This window comes from Candidatus Trichorickettsia mobilis, assembly GCF_034366785.1.
GTDB lineage: Bacteria > Pseudomonadota > Alphaproteobacteria > Rickettsiales > Rickettsiaceae > Trichorickettsia > Trichorickettsia mobilis_A.
Genome location: NZ_CP112932.1, coordinates 1,319,019 through 1,337,838, shown reverse-complemented (window position 1 = coordinate 1,337,838; position 18,820 = coordinate 1,319,019). Strand labels below are relative to the sequence as shown.

The following is an 18,820-nucleotide window of genomic DNA, read 5'->3' as shown; positions in this document are numbered from 1 at the left end:
TCCACCAGCTCCTACAGATAGATTTCCACCTATCGTTCCAGCTTGAACTACTGTACCTGCTCCTGTAATGGTTACGTGACGAGTTACGTTATTTAATGCCGTAATCGCTCCATTGGTTATGATAACATCATTAGCCACGTCATGTGCTGCTGCTGTACCGCCGTTAACCTTAAGATCATGACCTGCATCATTCATCGTCAATGCGCCACCATTTACAGTAACATCATCGGCAGGATCAGTAATATCTTGTATAGTTATTGATCCTGCATTAAGAACAAGGTTCATGTCAAGGTCATTACCACCACCATAAACTACAACGTGCCCCACTGTAAAAGTTTGATGAGCATTACCGTTAATATCAATAGCTTTAGCAGATAAATTTACATTCGCATCTGTAACAAGATCATGAGGTCCATTTAATTGAATATCATCAACTCCATCGTTAAAATTGCCAGTTAAACCTATTACGGCACCCACTCCAGGAGCAAGATGCGCAGGATTAAGATTGGTTTGCAGAGTAGCACCCAACGCTGTGCTATTTACACCACCAGCGATTACTGCAATCGCTGAGGTGGTAGTTAGTAAGTTTTTAAGAAATTTTGGTTTCTTTTCCATAATTCTTTTCCTATTTAATGTTTAGAATTTAATGGATCCAATATATTTTGGATACCCTATGAGGGTAGTAGTTACATTTAAATTTGATAAAAATAGTATATTGAACATTTTGTATTTATCAAGATAAACCTTAAAGAATTTTAACAAAGGTTAAGAATCTAAGAAAAATAGTATCTAGAACTTGCTAAACTACTACCTCAAAAGTTAATCTAAGCAACAAAACTCATTAATACCAGATATTTCGTCTAAAATAACAATTTTATTAATTGTCAGAAAACTAAGATAATATATAAGATAAACATAAGATAATACAATGAGAATCGACATTGAAAAATTTCTCAGTGCATGCTGCTGTTCCAATGCGTAATATAGGTCCTGTTAAAATAATAGGACCTGTATTACAAGAAGAGATTCTGGTACCATTAGCTACTTTTGAAACACCTTTATGGCCTTCAACCAATAGAGGAGCTACTATTTCCAGATTAACCGCCGGCATTAGATCGATCGTAATAGCAGACAAAATGACTCGTTCTGTTTTAGTAGAAGGGCCTAATAGCCAGTATATTTTAGATGTAGTAACTACGTTGGAGTCTCATAGACAAGAATTGGCGCAAGTAGTTTCTGCCACTAGTGCTTTTGCCAAACTACAGGATTGGCATGTACAAATAGCTGGCAATCTTCTATATATAAGATTTGAAATGACTACCGGTGACGCATCAGGGCACAATATGACTACTAAAGCATCCGATGCGTTACTTGAATGGATTCTAAAACATTATTCACAGTTACAATATGTTTCTATTAGTGGTAATTTTTGCACTGACAAGAAAGTGTCAGCAGTAAATGGTATTTTAGGACGCGGGAAATATGTAATTGCTGAGATTACAATACCACGTCCAATTTGTGAACGTTATTTAAAAACCACACCAGAAAAGATAGTAAATTTAAATATAAAAAAGAATCTTATTGGTAGTATATTAGCGGGGGGAGTTCGAAGTGCAAATGCTCATTTTGCCAATATGTTACTAGCTTTTTATTTAGCAACTGGTCAAGATGCCGCAAATATTATTGAAGGTTCGCAGGGCATTGTTCATACTGAAGTACGAGATCAAGAACTTTATTTCTCAGTAACATTGCCAAATGTGATTGTAGGCACAATTGGTAATGGCAAGGATTTACCATTTGCTAGAGAAAATCTAGCATTACTAGGTTGTTTAAATCAGAAAGAACCAGGACAAAATACCATAAGGCTCGCATGTATTGTTGGCGCTACAGTATTATGTGGTGAATTATCGCTTTTAGCAGCGCAAACTAATCAAGGAGAATTGATGCACAGCCACCTTCAGTTAGAACGGTCTAATTTATCGCAGGCAGAATAACTCTTATGCTTAAGGTTGGTATTGATGCTATAGAGTTTTATACTCCAAACTATTATTTGGATTTAAAACTATTAGCTGAAGCTCGTGCTATTGATGTTAATAAATTTCATATTGGCTTAGGCCAAGAAAAAATGGCTGTATCTCCTCCAGATGAAGATATAGTAACTATGGGAGCTGAGGCTGGCTCTAGAGTGCTAAAGCATGTAGATCCCACAGAGAAATCGACTTGTTACTTTTTGCTACTGAAAGCGGTATCGATCAGTCTAAAGCAGCTGGTATTTTTGTACATAACTTATTACAACTACCATCTCGTTGTAGAGTAGTAGAGCTTAAACAAGCTTGTTATAGCGCAACTGTTAGCTTACAAATGGCTTTGCCAATGCTATACAACAACCTAAGTCAAAGTAAAAAAATTCTGTTAATTGCTTCAGACATAGCTCGTTATGGCTTAAATAGTTCTGGTGAATCTTCTCAAGGTGCTGGAGCAGTTGCTATGATTCTCTCACAAAATCCTAGAATCCTGGCCATTGAACCAGAGAGCGGATTTCATACAGAAGATGTTCCTGATTTTTGGCGACCTAATTACAAAGATGAAGCAATAGTAGACGGTAAATATTCTTGTGAACTATATCTTAAATTATTACAAAAGACATGGAAACAATATACTGCCTTATCAGGACGAACTTATGAGCAACATGCTCGCTTTTGTTATCATGTTTCGGTTCCACGTTTGGTCGAGAAAGCACAGCAATCTTTATTGGCGCTTAATGCACTACCAGAGTTGTCTGTGAGTGAATTGAAAGAACAGCTTGAACCTTCGCTCCAATATGGGCGAGTTATCGGAAATTGTTACACTGCATCTTTGTATCTTAGTTTGATCTCCCTCTTGGATAATACGTCTTTTGACCTTAGTGAGCAGCGTATTGGATTTTACAGCTATGGTTCTGGTTGTGTTGCAGAATTTTTCAGCGGAATCATTCAAAAAGACTATCAAACTATGTTATATAAGGATGATCATCAAACAATGCTTATGCAGCGCAAACTAGTTTCCACGGAAGAATATGAAAATTTTTATAATTTTTCTTATCCACTTAATAATATTAGTATAACCATACCAAAATATAAAGGCGGGCGCTATCGATTAGCTGCAATAGATGAACATAAACGTATTTATAAAATATCAATATGAGAAAACAAATAGTGGCACGAGCACCAGCCAAGCTAATTTTATCAGGCGAACATGCTGTTGTTTACGGTAAACCTGCTCTAGCAATGGCAATTAATCGTTATACTGAAAGTACTATCATTTCAAGTTTATCACCAACTATTTTATTTAACTGTTTAAATTTAAATCACGTACAATCCTTGACTGTATGTGCATTAAAGGCATTAAAACAAAGAGTACAGGATAAATACAACGCATTTTTAGAAGATGGAAGCGGAATACGGGAGGTCATAAAAATGCCCTTTGAGTTATTACAGTATACTGTAATCCATTTATTAGAAACATTAGATATTTCTATTGCTAAAGGGTTAAAAATACGAGCTTCTTCTGATATTCCTATAGGCTGCGGAATGGGATCATCTGCTGCTTTAATCATGAGTACACTATATGCGCTTGTATCTTTTTTTAAACTAGAAATCGACCATATTCATTTTCTTGCTTTAGGAAGAAAGCTTGAAAATTTACAACATGGATATTCAAGTGGGTTAGATATACATGTTGCAATGACTGGAGGTTGTGTAAAATTTGAAGAAGGGCGTATATCTAATAGGATAGCGCCTAATATCCCAATGGCAATTGTACAAACTGGAACTCCGAACACAACAACTGGTCAATGTGTAAGTTTTGTAGCTAATATCTTTAAAAATAGTTCTATTGATGAAGATTTTAAAGCAGTTACTGAAACATTTGATGAAGCACTAAATTATAATAACCTCGCTATGATACAAAATTCTATCAAACTTAATCATAGGTTATTAGCTAAAATTGGCGTAGTGCCACCAAGAATACAGGATTTTATAAACACTGTTGAAAAAAATGGCGGAGCAGCAAAAATCTGTGGGGCTGGTGCAATTGAAGGAGATAAAGCTGGTGTTGTACTAATTGTCTCAGAAAGAGATTTATCTTCTATAGCTAAAGACTATGGTTATGTTTTTGAGCAAGTCCAAGTAGAGCATAATGGTGCACATACATTATAAGACACTAGCTTATACTGCTTCAGCACCAGGAACACTTATGCTTCTTGGCGAGCATTCGGTGTTAGAAAATAAACGTGCTATAGTACTTGCTATTGATAAGCGGATAAACGTTACGTTAACTCCTCGCCAAGATATGGAAATTATTATTAATTCTGATGTTGGAAAATTAGAATGTAATCTTGATGATGTTGATAGATTAAAATCAACAAAATCATTTGAATTCGTGCTTACAGCAATCTCATTATTTAAAGATAAATTGATATCTGGATTTGAATTGTTAATAATTTCTAATTTTTCTAGTCAAGTTGGCTTAGGTTCTTCAGCAGCAATTACTGTCTCCACTTTGGCTGTCCTTCAACAATTTTCTGCAGCTTCTATAAACATAGATAAAAAACAAATAGTAGTTAATAGCCATGAGCAAACTCTTGATCATTTTTATTTATTTCAAATGGCAAAAACAGTAGTTAAAACTGTACAAGGAATTGCTTCTGGCGCTGATGTTGCTGCAAGTGTGCACGGTGGAATTATTCTATATCAACAAACTTCTCCGTATATTTTAAAACAAATACCGCATTTATTACCGCTCGTAGTCATATATTCCGGTTACAAAACTCCTACTCCAGAAGTAATCAAAAAAGTTAAAGCAACTCGACAAAAATATCCTAAAGTTTTCGCAGCACTTGATGAGGTAATGGATCAATCTGTCCTTGAAGCTCTTACTTTTATTGAACAGAAAGATTGGTTGCAGTTAGGAGCAATAATGAATATCCAACAAGGTGTTATGAATGCTTTTGGAGTTGGAACATCATTGCTAAATGAATTAGTGGATATTCTTAATGGCTTACCTGGAATTTATGGTGCTAAGATCTCTGGTTCAGGATTAGGGGATTGTGTGATTGGATTAGGTGAATATCCCTCTATTGCTTTTCCTAATCATGCAAATGTAGAACGTATTTTCTTAAGTGGTTCATTACAAGGCGTATGCTATGGATAAAGAAGCTATTATTGCACGTATTTTAAGTAATTGCTCTCAAAAACCTAAACACAGAGAAGGAATTGCTTTTGCACCAGCAAATATTGCTTTATGCAAATATTGGGGGAAAAGAAATACCGAACTTAATTTGCCAGTAACTTCAAGTTTATCAGTTTCTTTAGGAAATTTAGGAGCAAAAACAACGATTGAAATTGAAGATGGCTACGCCGACAGAATATTTGTCAACAAAGAAGAGATCAAGGCAGATTCTATTTTTGCAAAGAATTTATCGAATTTCTTAAATTTATTTCGTACTAAAGCTAAAATCTCGTTTCGAATTAAAACTACAGTCAATATTCCTATTGGAGCTGGACTTGCTTCATCGGCTTGCGGATTTGCAGCAATTGTTAATGCTTTAAATCAATTATATGAATGGCAATTACCTAGCAGTTCTTTATCCATCTTAGCAAGAATTGGTAGCGGAAGTGCTGCAAGGTCGTTGTGGCAAGGATTTGTTGAATGGCAAGCTGGAATACAAGAAGACGGTATGGATAGTTTTGCCATGCCACTGCCACAAATATGGCCTAGTTTAAGAATAGGACTATTGATTGTCAATACTGAACAAAAAGCAGTTAGTTCTAGAGAAGCTATGCAAAGAACGGTTTTAACTTCACCTTTTTATTCTGCTTGGCCTGATAAACAAGCTTTGGATCTTAATCGATTAAAACAAGCCCTTTATCTGCAATCTTTTGTAGAATTAGGAGAAATCTCTGAAGCGAATGCTTTAGCTATGCACGCATTAATGCTGACTGCTAATCCTTCAATTCTATATTCTGAGGCGGCAACAATTGCTGCTATCCATAAAATTTGGCATTATCGTAGACTTGGGTTATTACTATTTTTTACTCAAGATGCTGGACCAAATTTAAAGTTGCTCTTTCAAGAGCAAGATATGGATAATGTTGTTAAAATTTTTCCTAATTTACAGGTTGTAGCACCATTTGAAAATTCTTCACAAAACGATACAAGTTTCCTATCAAACGTACTCTAGCTCTTTAACTTAGCCAAAATTATAGATAAGAAAAGCAAGAAATTTGACAGATCCACACTCTCTAATTTTTGCTTGCTTATTTTGATTGTTTAGCTTTATTCTTCAAACTCCTGCATCTCACCATTAATATATAATTTATAAGCTAGCTGATAAAAACTGATTGCTTCTTGCACTAATGCTGGAAGATCTTCTATCTTATGTTTTTCATTAGCTATTAATTGATAGGTATTAGGCAAAGAATTTGGTGCCAAAATCACCAGATTATCATCTTTCATAAATCCTAGCAACTGGTATGTACTAATAAAAGCCCGATTTGGCGGTGCTTGTAATATATCTTGACCAAAAAACTTGGTTTTATAGCTATATCCAGGTAAGGCAAGACCCAACATAGTTGGTGCTATGTCAATCTGACTAGCTAAGTGATCAATTACTGTAGGTTGCAATATTTCGGGAGCATAGATTATCAATGGAATATGATATTTCTCAACTGGTAGATCAGTTTTACCAGCACTAGCAGCGCAATGATCTGCTACAATTACAAAAATAGTATTTGCAAACCATGGATGAGTTCTGGCCGCTTCAATAAACTTACCAATAGCATAATCCGTATATTTTACAGCAGCATTACGGCCACCACCAGAAGGTAAATCAATTCTCCCTGCAGGAAAAGTATAAGGACGATGATTAGAAGTAGTTAAAATTAAAGAAAAGAAAGGTTGGTTTAATGTATAATTCTGATCAGCAACGGCAAGCGCTTTAGATAAAATATCTTCGTCAGCTACCCCCCAAATATTGGAAAAACTTATCTCCTCAGCTTTTAAATTGCTACGATCAGTGATTTTGTAATTATTGCCGGTGAAGTAATTCTCTAAATTATCAAAATAGCTATAACCGCCAAAGACAAAATCTATGACATAGCCTTGTTCTTTAAATATACTACTAATATTAAATAAATGTTGGTTATTAGGCCGACGAATAATCGATGATCCTGGGGTTGGCGGTATTGATAAAGTAATAGCTTCTAAGCCTCTTACTGTTCTAGTACCCGTAGCATATATTTTAGTAAAAAATAGCCCAGCTTTTGCTAGCTCATCTAAATATGGTGTAATATTATTTTTATTGCCAAATGCAGTCATAAATTCAGCACTTAGGCTTTCAACTGTAATTAAGATGACATTATATTTCTGCTGTTTTGCTAAATTATGGCTTTTAAATACTGAAATTGGCTTATAGCCAACACTATTACTATATCGATCAATATTATTATTATTTAAAAACTCTTGACTATCTTGTCCAATTCTCGCTCGTACAACATTTAATGCTATATTATCATCAATGGTTGTATAAAATTTATTATAGTCCAAACTATTATTACGAAATGCCGAGAAAAGTTCATAATAACCATTACGAGCAAGCTCTATTGCGTATCTATTAGTGCTCAAACTAAATCTTAGACTATCATAAAAGTTAAAAGCAATAATTCCCAAAAACAGCAAACTTCCTGAGTAAATTAAATGCTTACTAATTTGAAAATTTATGCTTTGCTGTGATATATAATGTCGGGTAGTAAAAACAATAATAACCGTTACAGCCAGAAGACTACAAATAATTAACGGTAATGGCAAAGATTCTCTTACGGTGCCAATAATTTCATGAGTATAAATTAAATAATCAACTGCAATAAAATTAAATCGCGTTCCAAACTCATCCCAAAAAATCATTTCCGCAATAGCGTTAAGGAGTAAGATAGTGATCGCAAAAAAATGGGTGGCAATAGAAAATAAATAACGGCTACGAGTTGATAATTTGTAAAATAAAACAGATAGAACCAAAATTGGCGGTAAAAAATAGCAAATGGGAATTAGATCATTGATTAGACCAATAAAAAGTATGGTTGGTAGTTCGATTAGTTGAACTTGATTATTTAGTAATCCATAAACAGTTAAAATAATCCTGGTTATTAACTGAATAATCAAGTAAGTCCTAACTAAGGTTAGGTTAAACAACCCTTTAAACAATGATTGTAACTGAATCATGCCAACACTTTGGAGTCAATATTCCTATAACATAGAGCTTCAGCAATATGATGCTTATACACTCTATTTGCACCCTCAAGATCAGCAATGGTTCTAGCTACTCTAAGTACGCGATTATGTGCTCGCATTGACAGTCGAAATTTTACAGTTGCCTGTTTTAATAATTCCAAACCATCATCAACCGGCAATGCATAATCGATTAGCAATTGCCCATCCAAATTATTATTAGTTTGGATATTATAACCATCATATCTTTGTGACTGAATATTTCTGGCAGCAAGAACCCGATTGGCAATATGTGCAGAGCTTTCTTCCTGATCATTTTCTAGATTCTCATAATGATAGACATTGCTAGCTGCAACCTCAATATGTAGATCAAATCTATCCATAATCGGTCCAGAAATCCTCATCTGATAATCATTTGCACATTTTGGTGCTTTTGCACATTCTTTGTGACTATCACCAATATAGCCACATTTACAGGGATTCATTGCTGCAATTAATTGAAAATTAGCCGGATATTTTATATGAGCATTGGCTCTGGAGATTAATACTTCACCGGTTTCAATCGGCTGCCGCAAAGATTCAATAACATTAGAGGGAAATTCCGGTAATTCATCTAAAAATAATACACCATTATGAGCTAATGAAATTTCACCGGGGCGTACTTTCTTACCAATACCACCACCAACCATTGCAGCCATAGAACAGGAATGATGCGGGGCGCGGAATGGGCGAGCTCTAGTCAATTTACCACCTTGAATTAGCCCTGCAATACTGGCAATAGTACTACACTCCAAAATTTCTTTGGCGCTCATATTTGGTAAAATACTGGGCAAACGTTGCGCCAACATCGATTTACCGGTACCAGGAGGTCCAAACATCAACATATTATGTCCACCAGCCGCTGCAATTTCAAGCGCTCTCTTGGCAATTTTTTGTCCTTTTATATCTTTAAGGTCTAAGTAATTTATTGGCGTATCATCAAATTCTGTTTTAGGCGATACTAATATTTGCGAACCTTTAAAATGATTAATTAACTCAAGCAAATTCTCCGGTGCCAGAATTTTTTCATTACCGGACCAAGCAGCTTCAACACCATTATATTTAGAGCAAATCAAACCTTTGTCTCTCATGGAAGCACCAATAGCAGCTGGTAACACACCATTAACCTGCAATATAGTGCCATCCAATGACAATTCCCCTAAAATCAAATATTCCATGATCTCTTCTGCTGGTAATATTTTCATAGAGCTAAGAATTGCACAGGCAATTGCTAGATCAAAATGACTACCTTCTTTAACTAGATCTGCCGGTGCTAAATTGACTAAAATCTTTTTTGCCGGAAGGGCAAGGCCAATAGAAGATAAAGCTGCTTTTACCCGTTCACGAGACTCTGCTATGGTTTTGTCAGCAAGGCCGACGATAGTAAAATTGGGAATTCCAGGCGCAATTTGTACTTGTACGTCTACGTCTATAATTTCGATACCATTAAAGGTTAAGCTTGCTACATGAACTATCATTAAATATATTACAAAATGAAACGTGCCAAATCAATATTCTTAACCCAGTTTGCTAATTGTTTGTCAATAAAATTATCATCAATAACAATATTCTTATCTTCAACCTCGCTAGCATTATAGCTAATATCTTCCAGTAACTTCTCTAAAATAGTATGTAATCTTCTAGCGCCGATATCTTCAACTTCAGCATTAAAACTTGTGGCATAGTCAGCTATTTTGATTATTGCTGCATCAGTAAATTGCAATTTTACTCCTTCAGTGCCCATTAAAGCCATATATTGTTTAATTAGACTGGCTTCAGGCTCAGTAAGAATTTTAACCAAATCGTCTTTAGTTAAAGGGTTTAATTCTACTCTAATTGGCAATCGCCCTTGTAACTCAGGCAATAGATCAGATGGTTTTGATAAATGAAAAGCGCCGGAAGCAATAAATAATATATGATCAGTTGCTATCGTTCCATATTTGGTACTAACATTAGTACCTTCAATTAATGGTAATAAATCTCTTTGTACTCCCTCACGACTGACTTCTCCGCCTTTTGCGTCATTACGCGAACTAATCTTATCGATTTCGTCAAGAAATACTATACCGTCATTTTCAACCAAGCTTAAAGCGGCTGCAGTGATTTTATCCTGATCAATTAATTTATCAGACTCTTCTGAGATGATTACCTCAATAGCTTCTCTGACAGTCATTTTTCGCAATTTAGTTTTACTACTACCACCGAAGGCCTTACCAAGCATATCACCAATATTTAAAACTCCCATGGCAGCTCCTGGCATACCTGGTATTTCAAAACTACCACCACCGATTGGCGCAGTATCCGCAACATTGATTTCTATTTCGGTATTATCCAATTCATTATTTAAAATTTTGTTACGAAATTTATCACGAGTTTCTTCGGTCGCTGACTTCCCTACTACTGCATCAAGGATTCTCTCAACCGCTTTATCTTCAGCTTTAGCTACTACTTCTTTCTTAGCATTAATTTTTTGAGTAGTTACCGCTACTTCAACCAAATCACGAATGATTGACTCCACATCCCGACCAACATAACCCACTTCAGTGAATTTTGTTGCTTCTACTTTAATGAAAGGTGCCCCTGCAAGTTTAGCAAGTCTTCTGGCTATCTCAGTTTTACCCACTCCTGTTGGACCAATCATTAAAATATTTTTCGGCACAATCTCTTGACGCATTGCCATGTCTACATACCGACGACGATAACGGTTTCTTAGAGCAATTGCTACAGCTTTTTTGGCATCAAACTGACCAACAATAAATCGATCCAGTTCAGCAACAATCTGAGCTGGCGTTAATCCCATTATATTTTTCTTGGAAATTTTATTCATACTACTTTCTCTAAAATAATATTATGATTAGAAAACACACAAATATCAGCAGCAATATGCATAGCTTTTAAAGCAATTTCTTCTGCAGTGAGATTATTCTCTATGGTCATTAAAGCTTTAGCAGCTGCTAGAGCATATAATCCGCCGGAACCGATTGCAGCTATATGATCTTCTGGCTCGACTACATCACCGTTACCGGTTAGTATCAAGATATTGTTTTTGTCGGCAACAATAAGCATTGCTTCCAAACGTCTTAAGTATTTATCAGTGCGCCAATCTTTTGCCAACTCTACTGCACTTCTAACTAGTTGATTTGAATGTTTTTCAAGTTTTGCCTCTAATCGTTCGAATAGCGTCAATGCATCAGCGGTAGAACCGGCAAAACCGGCAATAATATTTTTATTGGATAATGTTCGTAATTTTCTGGCAGTAGACTTTAATATAGTATTGCCAAATGATACCTGACCATCAGCAGCGATGACTACTTCATTGCCCTTACGTAAACACAATATGGTAGTGCCATGTAAAGCTATGTTATTTGACATAAAATTTGATTAATATAACTTAAGTTCAATAAAAAATAATTCGATATTAATCAAATAAACATTTCACGACTAAATTGCAAGTCTTATACTGAAGTTAATGTAAGAAAAATAACTTTTGATTGTTTGGATTAGTAGTGTGGCTTTGTTTGAATCAAATATCTAAGCCCAAGCATTACTTGAACTCAGATTAAAATAAAAGGTTAAGTAATATATTGCTATCGTTAAAAGTTACTTTTGCCACCATATTAACAACCTATTATTAATTAATTATTATTTGTATAAATTTTAGATCGATCTAAAATTACTAATTATCACTTGATAATTTATTTGTCAATGATCATATATTAAATAATGTTAAACATTTATTTGCAATTGATTTAGGAGTTAGTCATGAACATTGAAAAATTTACAGCTCATGCAAAGTCTATACTTAGCAAGACACAAAATACAGCAGCTGCTAATGATCATCAACAGGTTTTACCATTACATTTATTATATGCATTATTAAATGAAGAGACTGGTATTATTAATAACCTGACTAACTTGGTTGGTATTGATCTTAATCAGCTCAATCAAAATGTCGATATTGAATTGCATAAAATTCCTAAAGTACAAGTGACCGGCGGTGGGCAACTTTATTCTTCCTCAGAGTTATTAAAAATATTAGATAAATCTATTACTCTTGCTAAAAATAATAATGATAGTTTCGTAACTATTGAACGTCTATTTGAAGCTTTGTCATTTGATAATACTATAGCCGGCAAAATTTTGCAGCAAGCTGGTGGAGAATCAAAGAAAATAGCTAGTGCCATTACGGGTTTTAGAAAAGGACGAGTAGCAGATAGTGAAAGTGCGGAAAGTACCTATGAGGCGCTAAAAAAATACGGCCGAGATGTTACTGAGAAAGCAGCACAAGGCAAACTTGACCCGGTTATCGGTCGCGATGAAGAAATCAGACGAGCTATCCAGGTATTATCACGTCGTACCAAGAATAATCCGGTATTAATTGGCGCTCCTGGAGTTGGCAAGACTGCAATCATCGAAGGTCTAGCCACTAGAATTTTTAATAAAGACGTACCTGATAGTTTAAGTGATTGTCGCATTATTGAGCTTGATATGGGAGCGTTGATTGCCGGAGCAAAATATCGTGGTGAATTTGAAGAAAGATTAAAAGCAGTATTAAATGAAATTAAGAATGCCAGTGGTGAGATCATATTATTTATTGATGAACTACATTTGTTAGTAGGAGCTGGTAAAACTGAGGGAGCTATGGATGCTTCAAACTTACTAAAGCCGATGTTAGCCCGCGGTGAGTTGCATTGTATTGGTGCTACTACTTTAGACGAGTACCGGAAATATATTGAAAAAGATGCTGCACTTGCTAGGCGTTTTCAACCGGTATATGTCAGTGAACCGACAGTAGCCGATACTATTTCAATTTTACGTGGACTCAAAGAGCGCTATGAACTACATCATGGTATTAGAATTTCTGATAATGCGATAATTGCTGCCGCTACCCTATCTAATCGCTATATTACTGATCGTTATCTCCCGGATAAAGCAATCGATTTACTGGATGAAGCAGCAAGCCGCTTAAAAATTGAAGTATCTAGCAAACCTGAAGAGCTTGATGAACTTGATCGCCGGATTATTCAAATCAAAATTGAACTTGCTGCACTTAAAAAAGAAGCTGACGAACATTCACAGAAAAAAGTTACTGAATTAATCAAAACTTTAGATGAGCTAGAAGCTAAATCACTGGATATGACTGCTAAATGGAAAGCTGAAAAATCAACCATGCAAATTAGTCAAAAAATTAAAGAAGATTTGGAACGCGCCCGCCATGAACTCGAGCGAGCAGAACGCAATGCTGACCTTGCTGTCGCCAGTGAATTAAAATATGGCACCATTCCGGAATTAACTAAAAAGCTACAACAAGCAGAAGCAACAGTCGGCAATAAACTATTAAGAGAAGCTGTATCAGAGAGTGATATTGCAATTATTGTTTCCAAAATTACCGGCATCCCGATTGATAAAATGCTATCAAGTGAGCGTGATAAATTGCTACAAATGGAAGAACAATTACGTAAGTCGGTAATTGGACAAGATGAAGCAATAACAGCAATTAGTGATGCTATACGCCGCTCACGCGCCGGTATACAAGATATTAATCGCCCTTTAGGTTCGTTTTTATTTCTTGGCCCTACCGGCGTTGGTAAAACTGAATTAAGTAAAGCTTTAGCTGAATTTTTGTTTGATGATCGTCATGCCAGTCTTAGAATTGATATGTCCGAATATATGGAAAAGCATGCAGTTTCACGTTTAATTGGCGCCCCACCGGGATATGTTGGTTATGAACAAGGAGGAATATTAACTGAAGCAGTGCGCAGACGTCCTTATCAGGTAATTTTATTTGACGAAATTGAAAAAGCGCATCCAGATATTTTTAATGTCATGTTGCAAATATTAGATGAAGGCAGGTTAACTGATAGCCAAGGAGTTACTGTTGATTTTAAAAATACTATTATTATTTTGACTTCCAACTTGGGAGCAGAGATTTTAATTAATCAACCAGAGAACGAAGATACTAGTAAAGTTAAAGACCAGGTAATGGCTTATGTAAGCGCAGCATTTAGACCGGAATTTTTAAACAGATTAGATGAAATTATTTTATTCCATCGGTTAAGTCGGAGCCATATCCATGATATTGTAAAAATTCAGCTAGATGATTTGTGTAATAATTTGCTGCAACAGCATATTAAATTGGAATTTGATGAATCAGTAATAAATTGGCTGGCCACAAAGGGCTATGAACCAATGTTTGGCGCAAGACCTTTAAAAAGAGTGATTCAAAGGGAGCTACAGAATAATCTGGCAAAATTGCTATTAGCTGGTAAAGTAAGTAGTAATAACGTTATAAAAATAACGGTAGAGGATGGTGTTTTAGTGATTACTCCACAATAGCTCGACAATTGCTTCGATAATGCTCTCGCAATGGCGACTTGTAGACATAAGTTGTCATTGCGAGGGCGTTGTCGAAGCAATCCAGTTTAAATAAACTTTGCAAATTGATAAAATATGCAGCAATATGAACAATATGTTAGCCAATATAATGATTTTATTGACAAAAATAGAATCGGCAATCAGTTCATATTACAAGCTACTGCCATTGAATATTCCAGTAAGAATTTTCGAATTTTAAAGTATCAAGCTGATCAAACTGTTAGAAACCGAGTAATTTTAATTGTACCTTCGATTTTCAATTCTCCAGAAATTTTATTTTTAGGAAAAACCGGCGGTTTAGTAAATAAGTTACAACATTTAGGAACAGTATACTTAATTCATTGGCAGTCCATTACCGATGCCAATTATTCACTCGATGATTATGTCTTGGAATTAGCAAATGCTCTGGATATATTAAATAACAATACAAAGGAATTGATAAACTTAATAGGCCACTGCATAGGTGGAAATTTATCAATAGCTGCAACCGTAATTAAACCGGAACTAGTCAAAACCTTAACTTTACTTACTACTCCCTGGAATTTCACTCATTTTAGTGCCAATTATCAAATTCAACAATATCTTGATTTAGACAAGAATATCCAGTTATTGCCAGTAATTCCTAAAATATATACCAAAATTTTATTCTTTTTTTTAGCACCAGAATATTTCAACACTAAAATTGTCAGATATTTTGACTTAGATTTAGAAGAAGATCGGCAATTATTTTTTAAAATTGAACATTGGTTAATGTCAGGCTATGACTTACCGGCAGCAACTTATTTTCAGATTACCAAAGAGCTAGTGACAGCAAATATACCGGCTTGCACTGATTGGCAGATAAATAATAATATTATCGATCCATCCACAATCAATATTCCAGTAAGCTTAATAATAGCACGAACAGATAAAATTGCACCAATGTCATCTATTTTGACTTTGCATAAAAAGTTAAACCGTTCTACAATAATACAAGTTGAAGGTGGGCATATTAGTTATTTACTCAAAAACGCTCACGGAAAATTTTTCCAGATGTATAAATCATGGTTTGAGGAACAGCAATAGACTTCCTTTTGAGGAACAGCAATAGACTTCCTTCCAAACTCTCTGGTAGTGAGGAAGTTTTAAGAGAAATTATGGACAAGCACCGCAGCGTACTACTTGTACGTGAGGAGCACAGGCAAATTTTGACAACAAAATTACCACTACCAGAGAATTTGGAGGAAAGTCTAATGAATAATCAAGCAGTATATATTACCCATGCAAAAAGAACCGCCGTTGGTTCTTTATTATCAAGCTTAAAAAATTTAACTGCACCGGAACTTGGGTCAGCAGTGGTCAAATCAATATTGCGTTCAAGTGCCATAGTCCCTAACGCTATTGATGAAGTGATTATGGGTCAAGTACTAACTGGTGGCGCTGGTCAAAATCCGGCAAGGCAAACATCAATGCTTGCGGGCATCCCACAAGAAGTACCAGCTTTTACGGTAAACAAAGTATGTGGTTCTGGTTTAAAAACTGTATGTTTGGCAGCACAATCGATAGCTCTAGGTAATGGAGAGGTTATTCTTGCCGGTGGCCAAGAAAATATGTCACTTGGCTTTCATGGAGCTTACATTAGAGCCGGTACTAAACTAGGATCTATTAATATGATTGATTTAATGCAGTATGACGGATTAACAGATGTATTTTTCGGCAGTTTAATGGGCATTACCGCTGAAAATATTGCTAAAAAATTTAATATTACTAGGCAGATGCAAGATGAGTTTGCACTGTTATCGCATCAGAAAGCAGCGCAAGCACAAAAGTCTGGACATTTTCAAGATGAGATTGTACCAATAGAAATTAATGTAAAAAAACAAAATATAATATTTAATCATGATGAAGGTATAAGAGTTGATAGCAATATTGAAGCGCTAGCAAAGCTACGTCCGGCATTTGATCCAAATGGTACTGTCACAGCTGGTAATGCTTCAACTATTAATGATGGCGCAGCAGTAATGATGCTAGCTTCTGAAGCTGCCATCAAAAAACATAATCTAACTCCTTTAGTGCGAATAGTATCTTTTGCTGAGGCTGGGGTAGATCCTAGTATCATGGGTACCGGCCCCGTTCCGGCAGCAAAAAAAGCTTTAGCAAAAGCCGGTTGGCACGTTAATGATCTCGATTTAATTGAATGCAATGAAGCTTTTGCCGCTCAAGCAATTTATGTTAATCAACAACTAGAATGGGATTTAAATAAAGTTAACGTCAACGGCGGAGCAATAGCCCTTGGTCATCCTATTGGTGCCAGTGGAGCAAGAGTGCTAGTGACATTAATCAATGGCATGATTGCTCGTCAAGCTAAAAAAGGACTGGCAACACTTTGTATCGGCGGTGGAATGGGAATAGCCATGTGTGTTAGCAGATGAAATCCACGAACAAATCATGACTATTCACGATATAAAATACAACCTTGCTGCTGCTTATCGTATTCTATCAATGCTACAGCTTGATGATCATACTTATACACATTTGTCGGCAAGACCCGAAGGAGCAGATTTTTATTATATTTATCCATTTGGTTTACGTTTTGAAGAAGTAACAGTAGCTAATCTCTTAACAGTAAATCTTGATGGCACAGTAATTGATGGTTACGAAGAGCAATATAATAAAACAGGATATGTCATCCATGGCTGTATTTATCAGGCACGAACTGACATTAATGCTATTTTTCATATCCATACTCCAGTCCAGCTACCGTTGCAGTATCTGCAATAAAAGAAGGGCTATTACCTATCAGTCAATGGGCACTACATTTCTATAATAGAGTTTCGTATCATAACTATAATTCATTAGCCCTAGATCAACTGCAACATGGAGCTGATCTAGTACAAGATTTACAAAAAAATTACGTAATGTTTTTACGTAATCATGGTGTAATTACCTCAGGTCGCACTATTCATGAAACCATGTTTTACACTTATCATCTAGAACAAGCCTGTAAAACACAAAGCCTATTTAATGGCAATTATCAATCTTTAGTTTTACCATCAACAACAGTTTGTCAGCAAGCAGTGCAGGATTTATTGACCTTTGAGCAGAATTTAGGTTTTCGAGATTGGCAAGCATGGCTTAGGGTTTTGGATAAGCATGATATTCAGTTATAGTTGTCAATTTAGTGGAATTGTAAACGTCCACAAGTTTTAAAAAATCGTCATTGCGAGCGAACCTTTGGTTCGCGTGGCAATCCAGTCTTTATCAACCCTTTAGCTGATTTCTGGATTGCTTCGGGCTTTGCGCACTCCTAAGCCCAGACGGCATGAGCATGAGCACGGTACATCCACGTGCAATTTTAAAATCCGCGAACAGTCACGTAGAATTAGGTACTAGACGTAAGAGGCTGTCAGATCAGTAGATCTAAGTGGTAATTTTGCTCACTCAAAACGCAGGCGAAGCTCTGCAACAAACAAGAGACTGCTTGCGGTGCTCGCCTTCGTTTTTTCTAAAAATTCCTCTCTTATATCTACTGATCTGACAACCCCTAAGAGAAGTGAAGTCTATAAATTAATATATATATTATACTAGTTTAACTTGAAGGCCAAGAATTATTACCCCAAAATTTCGTGAGCTCTATTCCTCAAATAGATTTAGTGATTGGAGTTGAATTAGCATAATTTTTTATAGAAGTTTACTGAATTCATTTCACTTTATGACTGTTCTAGAAGCCGTCATTCTGAACCATGCCCTGAACTTGTTTCACGGGTTGTTTCGGGATCTTATGCAGTCCTGATGAGATTCCGAAACAACCCGTGAAACAAGTTCAAGGCATGGTTCGGGATGACAGTCGTTGCGATAAAAATTAGGTCACATATAAAACTAACCATTTAAATTAATCATTGTATTTATTAACGTTCTCGACAAACCTTTACTGTATCAGCTATACAGATGGTGAGTTTGTAACAAACTGCTTACACGATGTCATTCCTAGCAACGGCGGGAATCCAGCGTACATCTTAAGCATTTGAGGCTTTTATTCCTAGATTTCCCGCCGTTGCTGGGAATGACATCGAGTGCGTTAATAAGACTAGTGTATATATCATACATCTGCAGTTTGCCAGACCCCTAGATACTTAAGCATTATTAATATAATTATATAAATTTA

The 18,820-nt window shown here is 35.7% G+C and carries 14 protein-coding genes and 1 pseudogene; 10 read left to right on the top strand and 5 right to left on the bottom strand.

Annotated elements, in window-relative coordinates; genetic code table 11:
* Positions 1 to 615, bottom strand: a 615-nt coding sequence (locus Trichorick_RS06175) for a hypothetical protein (RefSeq protein ID WP_323738128.1), incomplete at its 3' end; no start/stop codon positions are given.
* A gap of 326 nt (positions 616 to 941) precedes the next feature.
* Between Trichorick_RS06175 and Trichorick_RS06170 the strand changes: the two genes are divergently transcribed.
* The 6 genes from Trichorick_RS06170 to mvaD are packed head-to-tail and all read left to right on the top strand — an operon-like array spanning position 942 to position 6,220.
* Positions 942 to 1,994 carry a hypothetical protein gene (locus tag Trichorick_RS06170; protein WP_323738127.1) on the top strand — a complete coding sequence of 351 codons (1,053 nt, stop codon included), beginning with the start codon at positions 942 to 944 and terminating at the stop codon, positions 1,992 to 1,994.
* 5 nt (positions 1,995 to 1,999) lie between these two features.
* On the top strand, positions 2,000 to 2,317 hold the full coding sequence (locus Trichorick_RS06165) for a hypothetical protein (protein ID WP_323738126.1): 318 nt from the start codon (positions 2,000 to 2,002) through the stop codon (positions 2,315 to 2,317).
* Positions 2,221 to 3,183 carry a hydroxymethylglutaryl-CoA synthase gene (locus Trichorick_RS06160; protein ID WP_323738125.1) on the top strand — a complete coding sequence of 321 codons (963 nt, stop codon included), beginning with the start codon at positions 2,221 to 2,223 and terminating at the stop codon, positions 3,181 to 3,183. The genes Trichorick_RS06165 and Trichorick_RS06160 overlap by 97 nt, the downstream gene beginning before the upstream one ends.
* Positions 3,180 to 4,196: a mevalonate kinase gene (mvk, locus tag Trichorick_RS06155; protein WP_323738124.1), complete on the top strand. Its 1,017-nt coding sequence runs from the start codon at positions 3,180 to 3,182 to the stop codon at positions 4,194 to 4,196. The genes Trichorick_RS06160 and mvk overlap by 4 nt, the downstream gene beginning before the upstream one ends.
* A complete protein-coding gene (locus tag Trichorick_RS06150) occupies positions 4,177 to 5,190 on the top strand; it encodes a mevalonate kinase family protein (protein ID WP_323738123.1) in 1,014 nt (337 codons plus the stop codon). Before mvk ends, Trichorick_RS06150 begins: the two co-directional genes overlap by 20 nt.
* On the top strand, positions 5,183 to 6,220 hold the full coding sequence (mvaD, locus tag Trichorick_RS06145) for a diphosphomevalonate decarboxylase (protein ID WP_323738122.1): 1,038 nt from the start codon (positions 5,183 to 5,185) through the stop codon (positions 6,218 to 6,220). Before Trichorick_RS06150 ends, mvaD begins: the two co-directional genes overlap by 8 nt.
* Before the next feature lie 95 nt (positions 6,221 to 6,315).
* Here the strand turns inward: mvaD and Trichorick_RS06140 are convergent, their stop codons facing one another.
* From Trichorick_RS06140 to hslV, 4 genes are read right to left on the bottom strand one after another with little or no spacing between them, the layout of a single operon-like run.
* Positions 6,316 to 8,256: an LTA synthase family protein gene (locus Trichorick_RS06140; RefSeq protein WP_323738121.1), complete on the bottom strand. Its 1,941-nt coding sequence runs from the start codon at positions 8,254 to 8,256 to the stop codon at positions 6,316 to 6,318.
* Positions 8,253 to 9,779 carry a YifB family Mg chelatase-like AAA ATPase gene (locus Trichorick_RS06135; protein WP_323738120.1) on the bottom strand — a complete coding sequence of 509 codons (1,527 nt, stop codon included), beginning with the start codon at positions 9,777 to 9,779 and terminating at the stop codon, positions 8,253 to 8,255. The genes Trichorick_RS06140 and Trichorick_RS06135 overlap by 4 nt, the downstream gene beginning before the upstream one ends.
* Before the next feature lie 8 nt (positions 9,780 to 9,787).
* Positions 9,788 to 11,128 (bottom strand): ATP-dependent protease ATPase subunit HslU, encoded by a 1,341-nt coding sequence (gene hslU / locus Trichorick_RS06130; protein ID WP_323738119.1) that lies wholly within the window; start codon positions 11,126 to 11,128, stop codon positions 9,788 to 9,790.
* Positions 11,125 to 11,673: an ATP-dependent protease subunit HslV gene (gene hslV, locus Trichorick_RS06125; protein ID WP_323738118.1), complete on the bottom strand. Its 549-nt coding sequence runs from the start codon at positions 11,671 to 11,673 to the stop codon at positions 11,125 to 11,127. The genes hslU and hslV overlap by 4 nt, the downstream gene beginning before the upstream one ends.
* A 390-nt stretch (positions 11,674 to 12,063) precedes the next feature.
* Between hslV and clpB the strand changes: the two genes are divergently transcribed.
* The 4 genes and pseudogenes from clpB to Trichorick_RS06105 all read left to right on the top strand — a co-directional run bounded on the left by clpB (position 12,064) and on the right by Trichorick_RS06105 (position 17,825).
* Complete coding sequence (gene clpB, locus Trichorick_RS06120; protein ID WP_323738117.1) at positions 12,064 to 14,637, top strand: ATP-dependent chaperone ClpB; 2,574 nt, start codon at positions 12,064 to 12,066, stop codon at positions 14,635 to 14,637.
* A gap of 114 nt (positions 14,638 to 14,751) precedes the next feature.
* Positions 14,752 to 15,741: an alpha/beta fold hydrolase gene (locus Trichorick_RS06115; RefSeq protein WP_323738116.1), complete on the top strand. Its 990-nt coding sequence runs from the start codon at positions 14,752 to 14,754 to the stop codon at positions 15,739 to 15,741.
* Positions 15,742 to 15,908: 167 nt separating this feature from the next.
* A complete protein-coding gene (locus tag Trichorick_RS06110) occupies positions 15,909 to 17,087 on the top strand; it encodes an acetyl-CoA C-acyltransferase (protein ID WP_323738115.1) in 1,179 nt (392 codons plus the stop codon).
* Between the two features lie 16 nt (positions 17,088 to 17,103).
* A pseudogene (locus tag Trichorick_RS06105) lies at positions 17,104 to 17,825 on the top strand (class II aldolase/adducin family protein).
* Positions 17,826 to 18,820: the final 995 nt, after the last annotated feature.